This window comes from Burkholderia diffusa (assembly GCF_001718315.1).
GTDB classification, from domain to species: Bacteria; Pseudomonadota; Gammaproteobacteria; order Burkholderiales; family Burkholderiaceae; genus Burkholderia; species Burkholderia diffusa_B.
This window is the reverse complement of sequence record NZ_CP013362.1, coordinates 987,670-1,001,533: the sequence shown is the minus strand read 5'-3', so window position 1 is coordinate 1,001,533 and position 13,864 is coordinate 987,670. Positions and strand designations below refer to the sequence as shown.

The window sequence follows — 13,864 nt, the reverse complement described above, 5'->3', positions numbered from 1 at the left end:
GCACCGTGCTAGAATTCGCCGCTCATTGGGGAGTAGCCGCTCCGCTCGATGTCCCGCGCCCCGGGCGCGCATCGTGACGGAGGCGTCCGTCAACAGACTTGGCCGTTCGGCCATGGCGGGCGCAGCCACCAAGGCCTGGCGAGACCGATGGTTCACTGCGCGCCGCATCAGGGCCCGGCGCGCGGCGGATCGTCGCTCGCACGCATAACATCGGCCCGTGGAAACCCCGTACGTGTCCCAAGCCTTCCTGATCTCCACCGGCGCCGTCGCCCTCGCTGAAATCGGCGACAAGACCCAACTGCTGTCCCTCGTGCTGGCTGCGCGCTATCGCAAGCCCCTGCCGATCATTCTCGGCGTGCTCGCCGCGACGCTCGTGAACCATGGCTTTGCCGGTGCGCTCGGCGAATGGCTCGGCGCGCTCGTCACGCCGTCGATCATGCGCTGGGCGCTCGCGTTCTCGTTCATCGCGATGGGACTGTGGATCCTCGTGCCGGACAAGCTCGATGCGGACGAAGCCAATGCGAACCGCTCGCGGCTCGGCGTGTTCGGCGCGACGCTCGTCGCGTTCTTCCTCGCTGAGATGGGCGACAAGACGCAGATCGCGACCGTCGCGCTCGCCGCGCGCTTCCAGGATTACATCGGCGTGGTGGCCGGCACGACCTTCGGGATGATGCTGGCGAACGTGCCCGCGATCCTGCTTGGCGACCGATTCGCGCACCGCCTGCCGACGAAGCTGGTGCACGGCATTGCGGCCGTGCTGTTCGTCGTGCTCGGCGCGCTGGCGCTGCTGGGCATCGGAGCCTGACGTACGCAGGCAAACGACGCGGCCGGGCGGCCGCGCCGGTGTCGATACCGTGTTACTTCGCGACGGCCGCGCCCGATGCCGGCACGGCCGGCACCGCACGCTCGTTGGCGGCCGGCGCGGCCGGCCCGCCGTGCTTGTCGACCGGCAGCCGCACAGTGCGGATCGCGCCGTTCGCCAGCGGGAAATCCGCGAGCGCGCTGCGCGCGAGGAACGGCATCGCATACAGCAGCGCACCGTTGTCGCCGGTGGTACGTGCGGTCACGTTATAGACTTCCTTGCCGGTCGCGCGCTCGGTGATCCGGATGCCGAGCGTGTAGTCGAAGACCTGGTAGGTCTGCGCGACGTAGCCCGCCGGCATCGGCCCCCAGGGCCCCCACGGGCCCCACGGCCCGCCCCGCCAGTACGGCCCCGGCCCCGTGAACCACGGGTCGTAGTAGACCGGCTGCGGCACCGTCACCAGGTCGCTGCCGACCCCGTAGGCCAGCCCGACCAGATAGCGCGCCTGCGCGGCCGGCACTTGCCGGAATGCGTACGCGGACAGTTCGTTCGCGACGATCGGCTCGTAGGTCGACTGTTCGATGCTGTGCTTCTGCGCATCCGTGCGCGTGAAGGCGTAAGTGCGTGTCGCGTCGCTGCCGCTCCAGTCGGAGAAGGCCGTGACCTGCGTCGTCACATAGCTGGTGCAGCCCGTCAGCAGCGCCACGCACAGCATCGCGGCCCAGCCCGCACTGCGTTGAATCCATTCGCGTTTCATGTCGATCCTCGTCGATCCGTCACCCGTTCGTCGCACCGCGCGAACTGCACGGGATGCCGATAATACGCGGACTGCCGGAACCGGTAAAAAGTTCGCCCGGCACGCAGCCGCAAGCCTTTGTACAATGGCCCGGTTCGCCCGGCTCGCGCCGCGGGCCCGATCCCCACTCCACCGATCTCGACGACCATGTCCGACAACGCCTCCTCCACCGTGATCCGCCGCGCCGACTACACGCCGCCGGCTTTCCTCATCGATTCCGTCGCGCTCGAATTCGACCTCGCGCCGGCCCGCACGATCGTCAGGAATACGATGCGCGTGCGTCGCAATCCGGACGCGGCGCCTACCCCGCACCTGGAGCTGATGGGTGAAGCGCTCGAATTCCTCGGTGCAGCGCTCGACGACAAGCCGTATGGCGCGGTGCGTGCGCACGAACACGGGCTGACCGTCGAAAACGTGCCCGACGCATTCGAGCTCACGCTCGACAGCGCGTGCGCGCCGGACCAGAACACGACGCTGTCCGGCCTGTACGTGTCGAGCGGCAACTTCTTCACGCAGTGCGAGGCCGAAGGCTTTCGCCGCATCACCTACTTCCTCGACCGCCCCGACGTGATGGCCTCGTACACCGTCACGCTGCGCGCGGACAAGACCGCGTATCCGGTGCTGCTGTCGAACGGCAACCTCGTCGACTCGGGCGAGCTGCCCGATGGCCGCCACTTCGCGAAATGGGAAGACCCGTTCCGCAAGCCGAGCTATCTGTTCGCGCTGGTCGCGGGCAAGCTCGTCGCGATCGAGGAGAAGATCACGTCCGGTTCCGGCAAGGAAAAGCTGCTGCAGGTCTGGGTCGAACCGGCCGATCTCGACAAGACCCGGCACGCGATGGATTCGCTGATCCACTCGATCCGCTGGGACGAGAAGCGCTTCGGCCTCGAGCTCGATCTCGACCGTTTCATGATCGTCGCCGTGGGCGATTTCAACATGGGCGCGATGGAGAACAAGGGGCTCAACATCTTCAACACGAAGTACGTGCTGGCGAACCCCGAGACCGCCACCGACACCGACTTCGCGAACATCGAATCGGTGGTCGGGCACGAGTACTTCCACAACTGGACCGGCAACCGCGTGACCTGCCGCGACTGGTTCCAGCTGAGCCTGAAGGAAGGGCTGACGGTGTTCCGCGACCAGGAATTCTCGGCCGACATGGCCGCGGGCGACGATGTCGAATCCGCGGCGCGCGCGGTCAAGCGCATCGAGGACGTGCGCGTGCTGCGCCAGCTGCAGTTCGCCGAGGACGCGGGCCCGATGGCCCATCCGGTGCGTCCGGAAAGCTACGTCGAGATCAACAACTTCTACACGATGACCGTCTACGAGAAGGGCTCGGAAGTCGTGCGGATGTACCAGACGCTGTTCGGCCGCGACGGCTTCCGCAAGGGGATGGACCTGTACTTCAAGCGCCACGACGGTCACGCCGTGACGTGCGACGACTTCCGTCACGCAATGGCCGACGCAAACGGACGCGATCTCGCGCAATTCGAGCGCTGGTACAGCCAGGCGGGCACGCCCCGCGTGTCCGTGCGCACCGCGTACGACGCGGCCGCGCGTCGCTACACGATCACGCTCACGCAAGGCTACGGCGATGCGTCGCCGGCCGCGCGCGAGACGCAGCAGGGGCCGCTGCTGATTCCGTTCGCGATCGGCCTGATCGGCCGCGACGGCCGCGACCTGCCGCTGCGCCTCGATGGCGAAACCACCGCGTCGGGCACGACGCGCGTGCTCGACTTCACCGATACCGAACAGACCTTCACGTTCGTCGACGTGCCGGAACAACCGCTGCCGTCGCTGCTGCGCAATTTCTCGGCACCGGTAATCGTCGAGTATGACTACAGCGACGACGACCTCGCGTTCCTGCTCGCGCACGACAGCGATCCGTTCAACCGCTGGGAAGCCGGCCAGCGCCTCGCGACGCGCGCGCTGCTGACGCTCGCCGCACGCGCCGCCGCGAACGAGTCGCTCACGCTCGGCGAGAAATTCATCGCCGCATTCCGCCGCGTGCTGACCGATGAAAGCCTGTCGCCCGCGTTTCGCGAACTCGCGCTGACGCTGCCATCGGAAACCTATCTGGCCGACCAGATGGCGGAAGCCGATCCGGCTGCCGTGCATCGCGCGCGCCAGTTCGTGCGACGCCAGCTCGCGAGCGCGCTGCGCGCGGAGTGGCTCGCCGCGTACGAGCAGCACCAGACGCCGGGCGCGTACGACCCGACGCCCGACGCATCCGGCCGCCGTGCGTTGAAGAACCTCGCGCTCGCGTATCTCGCCGAACTCGAGGATCCGGCCGATGCCGTGCGCATCGCGACCGCGCAGTACGACGCGGCGAACAACATGACCGACCGCGCCGCCGCGCTCGGCGGGCTGTTGTCCGCCGCGGCGTCGGGCGCGAACGACGCGGCCGCGCGCGCACTCGATGACTTCTACCGTCGATTCGAGAAGGAAGCGCTCGTGATCGACAAGTGGTTCGCGATGCAGGCCGCGCAGCGCGGCACGCCCGCGCAGCCGACGCTCGCCAAGATCCGCAAGCTGATGGCGCACCCCGCGTTCAACCTGAAGAACCCGAACCGCGCACGCTCGCTGATCTTCAGTTTCTGCGCGGCGAACCCCGCGCAATTCCACGCCGCGGACGGCTCGGGCTATGCGTTCTGGGCCGAACAGGTGCTCGCGCTCGATGCGATCAACCCGCAGGTCGCCGCGCGCCTCGCCCGCTCGCTCGAACTGTGGCGCCGCTTCACGCCGGCGCTGCGCGACCGGATGCGCGAAGCGCTCGAGCAGGTCGCCGCCGGCGCGAAATCGCGCGACGTGCGCGAAATCGTCGAGAAGGCACTCGCGTAACGTCACGCACGCGATTCGCCTCGCGCGCCATCCGTCGAAGCCGGCGCCGCCCCGTGGCGGCGTCGGCTTTTTGTCGTACGAGCGTTGCGGGGTCGGAGCCGGACCACGGCACCCCGGTTTTCCCGCCGCTGACGGGTCGCTCCAGCGCGCAGCGCACGCCGGAACCTGGCCGGCTCGGCCGTCCGGTCATGTAACCGGACGAAAAAAGGCGGCGGCTGGGAAGGCGCGCCGGGTAAAATTGCGGCAATTCAAGGATTCTTTGGCCTTTCGGAGTCTGTCATGTCCATTGCCCGCCGCACCACGCTGTCCAAGTTCCTGATCGAGCAGCAGCGTGAGACCAACAACCTCCCCGCCGACCTCCGCCTGCTGATCGAAGTCGTTGCCCGCGCGTGCAAGGCGATCAGCTACAACGTATCGAAGGGCGCGCTCGGCGATGCGCTCGGTACCGCCGGCAGCGAGAATGTCCAGGGCGAAGTGCAGAAAAAGCTCGACATCCTGTCGAACGAAATCCTGCTCGACGCGAACGAATGGGGCGGCAACCTTGCCGCGATGGCATCGGAGGAAATGGAAACGTTCTTCCCGATTCCCGCGAACTACCCGCGCGGCGAATACCTGCTCGTGTTCGACCCGCTCGACGGCTCGTCGAACATCGACGTGAACGTGTCGATCGGCACGATCTTCTCGGTGCTGCGCTGCCCGGACGGCAAGCAGGCCACCGAGGAATCGTTCCTGCAGCCGGGCACGGAGCAGGTCGCGGCCGGCTACGCGGTGTATGGCCCGCAATCCGTGTTCGTGCTGACGACCGGCAACGGCGTGAACTGCTTCACGCTCGATCGCGAAGTCGGTTCGTGGGTGCTCACGCAAAGCAACATGCAGATTCCGGCCGATACGCGCGAATACGCGATCAACGCATCGAACGCACGCCACTGGTACGAACCGGTCCAGCGCTACGTCAACGAGCTGAACGCCGGCAAGGAAGGCCCGCGCGGCGACAACTTCAACATGCGCTGGATCGCGTCGATGGTGGCAGACGTGCACCGGATCCTGAACCGCGGCGGCATCTTCATGTACCCGGCCGACAAGCGCACGCCCGATCGTCCGGGCAAGCTGCGCCTGATGTATGAAGCGAACCCGATGTCGTTCATCGTCGAACAGGCCGGCGGCGCGGCGACGACGGGCACGCAGCGCATCATGGAAGTGCAGCCGACCGGCCTGCACCAGCGCGTGCCGGTATTCCTCGGTTCGAAGAACGAAGTCGAGCGCGTGACCGCCTATCACAACGAAGGCAAATAAATTTGCACTGCAGCACTAGACGGAGGTGCGAGACATCAGTACAATCGCGCCTTCGCGATGTGGCCCTGACAGGCTGCATCGCAGTGAAGTGAAAGCGGGAGGTCCGCCGGATCGAAGGTGTCGCGAAGCAGCAGCAGCAAGCTGAAAAAATTTCGCAAAACCTATTGCCAAGATCTCGGATTTCACCATATAATTTCATTTCTCTGCTGCCGGTGTAGCTCAGTTGGTAGAGCAGCGCATTCGTAATGCGAAGGTCGTAGGTTCGACTCCTATCTCCGGCACCAAGATATAAAGGCCTGATAAGCATGCTTATCAGGCCTTTTCTCTTTTCCGGCCACGCTTCCGATACACGAAGCCGTGCGCCAACACCCTCCCCCGTCATTTCCGCTTGCGGGCATCTCCGGACTCCCGCGCCGCGCGCCGGCAATTACAATCACCGGACCACCCGGCCCTCCCCACCCCAGCATCATGCGCATCTGGCGCCTCGAACGACCGCACCTCGGCGGACAACTGGACGTGTCCCGTGCCACCGGTCTCGTCACCGCGATCGGCGGGGGCGAGCCGAATGCGTTCGCTGCGGAAATCCTGAAGCTGTTCGACGATGCGCTGTCCATCACGCAGTGCACGATCTTCGCGTACGAGTTCGGCAACCGGCCACGCACCATGTCGGTCGCCGATCATCGCGGCGGTCGCTACCTGCGTGACGTCGCCGATACCTACGCGCGACATTTCTATGCGCACGACGGCAACCAGAAGATCGTGTCGGCCACCGGTCGCGGCACGCACCGCCGCGACGTGCTGCTGCATCAGCAGGCCGGCGACGAGATCGGCCACGACGCATATCGCGCGGCCTGCTACCGCGGCCCCGACGTATCCGATCGCCTCGCGTTGCTGATGCAGCCGAACGACTCGACCTGGCTGTCGATCAACCTGTATCGCGCGCACCGCAGCGGCGCGTTCCAGTCGCGCGAGATCGCGGCCATCGAAACGCTCGCACCGCTGATCGCGCAGGCCGCGCAGCATCACTACGCGCTCGCCGGCGCGGCGCAGATCGGGATCCCGCAACTGATGCTCGCGCGGCTGCGTGGCGCATGCCCGGCACTGTCCAAGCGCGAACTCGACGTGCTGCGCGGCGTGCTCGAAGGCCAGACCGCGCAAGAGATCGGCGAGACGATCGGCGTGAAGGCCTCGAGCGTCATCACCTACCAGAAACGCGCGTATCGACGCCTCGGCATTTCGAGCCAGCGCCAGCTGTTTGCGCTATGCCTGCAACCCTGAACCGCGCTCGCCGGTCCTGATCGCATCAGGGTATGTCCCGGCCCGCCGCCAGCCTTGCGCTGTACCCGGAATGGGGACACCGGTGTTCGGTACGGCTTCCATACTGCATCCAGCCAGCCGCACGCATCGCGTCGTCGTGTGCGCGCATTCAACCAGTGCAACCTGGAAGCCAACGATGGGCATCGAATTCAAGCCATATCCGTTCGTCGCCGCGCGCCATCTCGCGCACCTGCCGACCTGCAGCAACGGTGTCGACATGCAGCGGCACCGCGTCGCGATCGTCGGCGGCGGGCCGGTCGGCCTTGCCGTCGCGCTCGGCCTCGCCAATCATGGCATCCGCAGCGTGCTGATCGAAGCCGACGATTCGGTCTGTCACGGCAGCCGCGCGATCTGCATCTCGCGACGCAGCCTCGAGATCATCGAGCGACTCGGCGCACTCGACGCTTTCCTCAGCGTCGGATTGCCGTGGAGCGGCGGACGCAGCTTCTATCGTCACGAAGAAGTGCTGCATTTCACGATGCCGCAGGACGAAAACCAGAAGCTGCCGCCGATGGTGAACCTCGCGCAGCATCACATCGAGCAGTTCCTGCTCGATGCCGCATTGCGCCGCCCCGAGCTCATCGAAATCCGCTGGCAGACGAAGGTCGCGGGTGTCACGCGGCACACTGACGGCGTGCGCCTCGACGTCGATACGCCGCTCGGCGGCTATGCACTCGATGCCGACTGGATCGTCGCGTGCGACGGCGGGCGAAGCACGATGCGCGAAGCGCTCGGCCTGTCGCTGCACGGCACCAGCTATGAAGGCCGTTACGTGATCGTCGACATCGCGCTCGACAGCGATCGGCCGACCGAGCGGCTCGCCTACTTCGACCCTGCGTCGAACCCCGGCTCGACGGTGCTCGTCCACAAGCAACCCGACAACGTATGGCGGATCGACTACCAGTTGCGCGACGATGAGGATCCCGAAGCGGCCGTGCAACCCGAGAACGTGATCCCGCGCGTACAGAGCCTGCTCGACATGATGGGCGAGCGCGGCGACTGGTCGCCGATCTGGATCACGATCTACAAGGCGAACGCGCTGACGCTCGAACGCTACCGGCACGGCCGCGTGCTGTTCTGCGGCGACGCCGCGCACCTCGTGCCGATTTTCGGCGTGCGCGGCGCGAACTCGGGCATCGACGACGCCGACAACGTCGCGTGGAAACTGGCGTACGTGATTCGCGGCCTCGCGTCGGACGCGCTGCTCGACAGCTATTCGGACGAGCGCGTGTTCGCCACGCACGAGAATCTGCGCTACGGCACCAAGAGCACTGAATTCATGGCGCCACCGTCGTTCGCGTTCGACCTGATGCGCAAGGCCGTGCTGACGCTCGCGGTCCGGCATCCGGCGTTGCGTTCCCTGATCAATCCGCGGCAGACATCGGCCATCGCCTACACGGCGTCGCCGCTCAATGCGGACGAACGCGATGCGTTCCCGGGTGGGCCGCCACCCGGCTCGGTGCTCGCCGAGTGTCCGCTGATGCTGCAGGCGTCAAGCGACATCGGCAACGACAACGGCGCGCGTCGCGGCCACCTGACCGATCTCGTTGGCTCGCGCTTCACCGCGTTGCGCTTCACACGCGATGGAGCGTCTGATCCGTCGTTCGCCGATCTCGAACGACACCTGCACGGCGCCGGCATACCGTTCGCGCTGGTCACGCTCGCGCGGCACGCGGCGCCGCATCACGCGGGATGTGGCGGCTACGATGCCGACGGCCGCCTGTTCGACCTGTACGGCGCGCGCGACGGCACGGGCTATCTCGTGCGTCCGGACGGACACGTGCTCGGACGCTGGCACGATGCATGCCCCGCCGATCTAAGCGATGCGCTCGAACGCGCGCTTCGCCCGCACACGTCAGCCGATATTCAGGAAAACACATGATTACCGATACCGAACGCGACATCCTCTACACTGACCTGTGCCGCACGATGACCCGCATCGGCGAAACCGATGCGTCGCTCTTTCTCGCCCGCTTCGCGCTGCTGGCGATCGAGGCAATCGGCGACGCGGCGACCCTCTCCCGCCTGATTGCCGACGCCGGCGACGGCCTGCCCGACATGGGGGCACCGGCGCCAACGCACGAACAATGACATATGACGCACCGCTCGCGGCCAACATCCATTCCTTACAAATTTATTTCATAGACAGACGAATCCCCTGGAAAAACCCGTTAAGGGTGCATAACATTACTTAACGATTCCGACCCGTCTATCGCGTTACATTGCGTGGGCGACGCGGCGGGTCGCATGCCGCCTTCATGCAGCTTGCGGCGAAACAGCCGACGTCCGGTCATTTCGACTCAACACAAGGAGAGGATCACCATGACTCATGGCTTGATTATGTGGCTCATCATCGGCGCGATCGCCGGCTGGCTGGCGGGCCTGCTCGTCAAGGGCGGCGGGTTCGGCCTGATCGTCGACATCATCGTCGGTATCGTCGGCGCGGTGATCGGCGGCTGGCTGGCCGGGCTGCTCGGCATCAGCCTCGGCAGCGGCTTCATCGGCTCGGTGGTCGTCGCTGTCATCGGCGCCGTGATCCTGCTGTTCGTGATCCGGCTATTCAGGCGCGCGGCCTGACGATCTTCTCGCGCGCCTTCGGGCGCGCTTTCGTTTCATGTTTGTATCGAAGCGGCGCGCGGGGCATTGTCCGCGCGCCGCCTTCCGGTTTCATCGGCGCTTGCCACGCTGCAACCAGCCGTCGAGCACGTCGGCCGTCAGCAATCCGCTGCGCGCCTCGCGTGCGCCATCCCGTCCGATCCACACGGTACGCGGCATTTCTCCCCGCCATCTCTCATCGAGCGCCGCCCGCAGACGCTCGGGCATCGGCTCCGCGTTCGCATACTGCGCGACCTGCGGCGGCAGGTTCATCTGCGCGAGCGCCTGGGCGATCGCCGCACCGTTGTCGTCGATCGCGTCCATCGAGACCATCGCGAGCCGCACGTCCGGATGTCGACGCTGCCACGCGACCAAATGCGCGGCGTTCTCGCGGCAGTATCCGCAATCGAGCGACCAGATTTCGACGACGACCGGCCGTTCGTGCGCCGTCGCGTACAACTGCCCGACCTCGGCCGCGCGCAACGGTTGCAGTTCGCCGGCCCACGCCGGCACGCTCGCGAGCAGCGCGCCGATCAGAACCATCCATTGTTTCATTGCACGCCCTCCACGGGAATCAGACGGTAGCCGTCGTTACGCGTGCGCCACGACAGGTAGATGCGCCCCGCATCGTCGAGCAGTTGCGGGTTGTCGCTCGCGCCCGTCGTCGACGCGATCTCGCGCGGCGCCGACCAGTGCTCGCCGCGATCGTCCGAGCGGCGCAGCTTGATGTGCATCGTGTCGCCGTCGAACGCCTTCCATGCGAGCCAGACGACATCACCGCGTGCGACGAGCGCCGCATGCGACGCCTGCTCGGCCGGCACCGCCGGATTCGCGCCGAACACCCAAGGCGTGCCGAGCGGCCGGCCATCGGCGCCAATGCGCGAATAAAACGCGTCGGCGCGGCCGTCGACCACGCCGAACCACGCGATGTGCCGCGTGCCGTCCGCCGTGATCGCGAGCGCCGGCCCATGCTCGGGGCACGCTTCGACATGCCAGTTCGAGAATGTCGCGCGCACCGGCACGACGGGCGCCGACGCCGACAGCGGCAAGACCGCGAGCGCATGGTCGCGGATCTGCCCGGGGAACACGTTACGCCACACGGCTTCGATATGTCCGGCCGGATCGATCGCCATCGCGATGCGGCAGCATTCGCACGTGTGATCGGTCACCTTGCGCTCGGGCTCGAACGACGCGCCGCCGTTACGCGACACAGCGTAGTAGACGGCCGCGCCGTCGTATGCCTGCTCTGCCGTCTTCGCCGCGACGAGATCGCGCTTGTCGATCCACGCGATCGCGATGTTGCCGGCCGGATCGACCGCCATCATGTCGAAGCGGTGCGTGATCGCCTGCCGGTCGCGATGCACGGTGAGCGGCACGCTCCAGGTCGCGCCGCCGTCGAGCGAACGCGAGAAGCGCACCATGCCGGTGTACGGCGCATCGAGCGGCATCGACCACGATACGTACACCGCGCGACCGTCCGGGCTCGTCGCGATCTTCGGCCGATTCTCCGCACTCGTGTAGATCGGCTCGGGCATCGCGTTGACGGTCGCGAGCGCGGACAGCGTGCGGCCCGCGTCATCCGAGTGCGCGACGATAACGTGCGCGCCTTCGACCCATGCGACCCACAACCGGTGCCGCACGTCGAATGCTGCACCGGTCGCGAGCGGCTGCTTCTGCTGCGCCGGCGCGGCGTGCATGCTCATGTGCGCGGCATGCGGATCAGCGGCCGTCGGAGCGTCGTGCGCGCCGGCAGGCGACAGCACTGCGAGCCACAACGCGCAGCCTGCCGCGAACGATTTCACAGTGACCATTTCAGTTCTCCGAAGAAAGTGCGCCCCGGATACGGGTGGAACACGTAGTAACGACGATCCGTCAGGTTGTCGATGCCGACCGACGCGGTCCAGTGACGATCGAACCGGTAGCGCGCCTTCAGGTCGACGACCGTGAAGACGCTCGTGCCGCCGTACACGTCCGGATTCACGTCGCTGTTGTCGAGCGTATTGAACTGGCGGCCCGAGTAGCGGACGCCGACGCTCGCGAGCCAGTGTTCGTCGAAGCGGTACGACGCGAGCAGGTTCGCGCGCATGCGCGGGATGCGCGGAAAACGCGAGCCGACGTACGCCGGATTGGCGGTGTCGGCCAGGATCTGCGCATTGCTCGCCGACACGTTCGCGTCGATGTCGAGTCCGCGCAGCCCGACGTTCTGGCCGCTGAATGCGAGCTCGACGCCGCGTACCCGCACGCGATCGACGTTCGAGATGTTGGTGACGCTCGACGCGCCCGACACCGTCGTCTGGCTGTAGATCGAATCGCGCAGGTCGCTCTGGAACACGCTCGCGCGCATGACGCCGACGCCCACGTCGCGTTCGGCCGTGAAGTCCCAGTCCATTGCCTTTTCCGGCCGCAGATTCGGGCTGTTGTTGACGATCGCGTTGTTCGAGATCGTCCCCTGGAACAGCTCGCCGACCGTCGGGAAGCGCGTGCCGGTCGCGAACGACACGCGGAAGCGCCAGACGTCCGTCGCGTCCCATTGCAGCGCGACTTTCGGCGACAGCGCATTCGCGCTGCGGTCCGCGTAGCCGAGCATGCCGTTGGCGTTGCCGAGCGCGCCGCCGTATGCATCCCAGCGCTCGTAGCGCAGGCCGAGGGTCGCGAGCCAGCCGGGCGCGAAACGCCACGCGTCCTGCGCGAACAGCGCCTGCGTGCGCGTGTCGCCCCGGTAGACGCTCGCGAGCGACGTAGTCGGCCCGGCCAGCCAGTCGGCCGTGTTGTACGTGACGTTGCGCAGGAAATAGTTGTCGTAGTGATAGCCGAACGTGAATGCGTGGCCCTTCACTTCAGGCGCCGCGGCCTTCAGGTCGAACGTGCGCCAGCCCGTGCCGTCGCCCTGGAACAGCGTGCCCGCGCCGCCCTGCACGGTTGATGCCGCGCGCAGTACATCGCGCGACACGTCGTACGCGGACACCACGCCCGACAGCCGCCAGCCCGAATCGAGCCGGCCGTTCAGGCCCAGCGCGTACAGCCAGTTCTCCTGGTCGCCGCGCTGTGGCGCAAACGCGTTCGGCGCGACGGTCATGTTCCGGCCGCCGATCGACACGTTGCCACCGTAGACGGGATTGCCGGCCGCATCGCGCAGGAAGGTTTCGCCGTGCTGCCGGTAATGGTTTTCCCAGTGCCCGAGCGTCAGTGTCGCGTCGATGCGGTCCGTAAATGCGTAGCCCATCCGGACCGTCTCGTTGATCTGCTCGGTCCGTTCGATGTTCTGCGCGCCGACGATCGTGCGCGGCTTGCCGTTCGGCCCGATGTCGGCAGCCGCTCCGGTCACGGGCACTGCGGCGCCAAGCTTCGGGTTGTAGACAGAATTGGGGCTCGCATACTGCATCGGCTGGCCGTCGTTCTCCAGCCGATCGAGCGACAGCGAAAACCAGAACTTGCCGACGCGATTGGCGATCCGCGCGGTCTGGTGATTACCGCCGAAGCTGTCCGCGAACCCGTAGCCGTCGTGATAGCGCTGCGTGAAGAACTGCGTCGACAGCGACGCCTCGAGTGCATCGGGGCGTCGCGTCGTCAGCAGCACGGTCGAGCCGATCGCGTTGCCGGGATAAAGCGCGGAAAACGGACCATACAGCACATCGACGCGTGCGATATCGTCGGGTGCGATCAGCGACCAGCGCGGCGGATACGCATAGCTCGAACCGAGCAGGTTCGACAAGAGCAGGCCGTCGGCATAGACGAGCCCGCGCGCACTCTGCAATTCGTTGAAGTCGCGGCCGGCGAATACGCTGTTGCGATCGCCGATGTAGCGCCTGCGAACCATCAGGTTGGGTGCGTACTTCAGCGCGTCCTCGGTGGTGACGTTGGTGTGCGCGTCGATCTGCTCGCGCGTGATCGACTCGACGACGGCCGGCGTATCCGGATCGACGGCTTGCCGCTGGGCGGTGACGCTGATCGCGGTCAGCGTGTCGCCCGTCGGCGCGGGCGCGGCTGCGGCAACCGGTACGGCATGGCCGGCCGGGTTGCACGAGCCGCCGGGCACCGGATCGGCGGATACGCCATCGACCATGGCCGCCTGCGCGGCAGGCCAGGCAAAAACGGCCGCGCAGGCGAGTGCGAGCCGGCTGCGCGACGGCCGCGCGGCGAAATTGAACGACATGGATGAATTCCTGAAAACGTGACCGGACGCCTCCGGGCGCGAACCGACGCGCCGCGCGCATGCGGCG

Annotated in this window: 11 protein-coding genes, 1 tRNA gene and 1 riboswitch; of the genes, 8 read left to right on the top strand and 4 right to left on the bottom strand. The window is 66.6% G+C overall.

From position 1 onward, the window contains the following. Positions 1-15 precede the first annotated feature (15 nt). Positions 16-153: riboswitch (yybP-ykoY riboswitch) on the top strand. A gap of 79 nt (positions 154-232) precedes the next feature. Further along, positions 233-805, top strand: coding sequence for a TMEM165/GDT1 family protein (locus WI26_RS04575; RefSeq protein WP_059509802.1), 573 nt, complete (start codon positions 233-235; stop codon positions 803-805). A 52-nt stretch (positions 806-857) separates the two neighbouring features. Here the strand turns inward: WI26_RS04575 and WI26_RS04570 are convergent, their stop codons facing one another. Then, entirely contained in the window at positions 858-1,559 is a 702-nt protein-coding gene (locus WI26_RS04570) for a DUF4136 domain-containing protein (protein WP_069225306.1), read from the bottom strand. A gap of 186 nt (positions 1,560-1,745) precedes the next feature. Here WI26_RS04570 and pepN point away from each other — a divergent pair, with 186 nt between their 5' ends. The 7 genes from pepN (at position 1,746) to WI26_RS04535 (ending at position 9,626) form a co-directional block, all read left to right on the top strand. Further along, positions 1,746-4,439 carry an aminopeptidase N gene (pepN, locus tag WI26_RS04565; protein ID WP_069225305.1) on the top strand — a complete coding sequence of 898 codons (2,694 nt, stop codon included), beginning with the start codon at positions 1,746-1,748 and terminating at the stop codon, positions 4,437-4,439. A 279-nt stretch (positions 4,440-4,718) separates the two neighbouring features. Beyond that, on the top strand, positions 4,719-5,732 hold the full coding sequence (locus WI26_RS04560) for a class 1 fructose-bisphosphatase (RefSeq protein ID WP_059467065.1): 1,014 nt from the start codon (positions 4,719-4,721) through the stop codon (positions 5,730-5,732). Positions 5,733-5,940: 208 nt separating this feature from the next. After that, positions 5,941-6,016, top strand: a tRNA-Thr gene (locus WI26_RS04555). 184 nt (positions 6,017-6,200) lie between these two features. Next, a complete protein-coding gene (locus tag WI26_RS04550; protein WP_059467064.1) occupies positions 6,201-7,010 on the top strand; it encodes a helix-turn-helix transcriptional regulator in 810 nt (269 codons plus the stop codon). Between the two features lie 175 nt (positions 7,011-7,185). Next, positions 7,186-8,931, top strand: coding sequence for an FAD-dependent oxidoreductase (locus WI26_RS04545; protein WP_069225304.1), 1,746 nt, complete (start codon positions 7,186-7,188; stop codon positions 8,929-8,931). Next, complete coding sequence (locus WI26_RS04540; RefSeq protein ID WP_059915455.1) at positions 8,928-9,140, top strand: hypothetical protein; 213 nt, start codon at positions 8,928-8,930, stop codon at positions 9,138-9,140. Before WI26_RS04545 ends, WI26_RS04540 begins: the two co-directional genes overlap by 4 nt. 231 nt (positions 9,141-9,371) lie before the next feature. Continuing rightward, the gene (locus WI26_RS04535) at positions 9,372-9,626 is read left to right on the top strand and encodes a GlsB/YeaQ/YmgE family stress response membrane protein (protein WP_059467061.1); all 255 of its coding nucleotides are present in this window, start codon (positions 9,372-9,374) and stop codon (positions 9,624-9,626) included. Positions 9,627-9,716: 90 nt separating this feature from the next. Here WI26_RS04535 and WI26_RS04530 read toward each other — a convergent pair whose 3' ends face one another. From WI26_RS04530 to WI26_RS04520, 3 genes are read right to left on the bottom strand one after another with little or no spacing between them, the layout of a single operon-like run. After that, positions 9,717-10,199 carry a TlpA disulfide reductase family protein gene (locus tag WI26_RS04530; protein WP_069225303.1) on the bottom strand — a complete coding sequence of 161 codons (483 nt, stop codon included), beginning with the start codon at positions 10,197-10,199 and terminating at the stop codon, positions 9,717-9,719. Beyond that, positions 10,196-11,455 carry a sialidase family protein gene (locus WI26_RS04525; RefSeq protein ID WP_069225302.1) on the bottom strand — a complete coding sequence of 420 codons (1,260 nt, stop codon included), beginning with the start codon at positions 11,453-11,455 and terminating at the stop codon, positions 10,196-10,198. The genes WI26_RS04530 and WI26_RS04525 overlap by 4 nt, the downstream gene beginning before the upstream one ends. Continuing rightward, positions 11,443-13,797 carry a TonB-dependent receptor gene (locus tag WI26_RS04520; protein WP_069225301.1) on the bottom strand — a complete coding sequence of 785 codons (2,355 nt, stop codon included), beginning with the start codon at positions 13,795-13,797 and terminating at the stop codon, positions 11,443-11,445. Before WI26_RS04520 ends, WI26_RS04525 begins: the two co-directional genes overlap by 13 nt. Between the last annotated feature and the right edge of the window lie 67 nt (positions 13,798-13,864).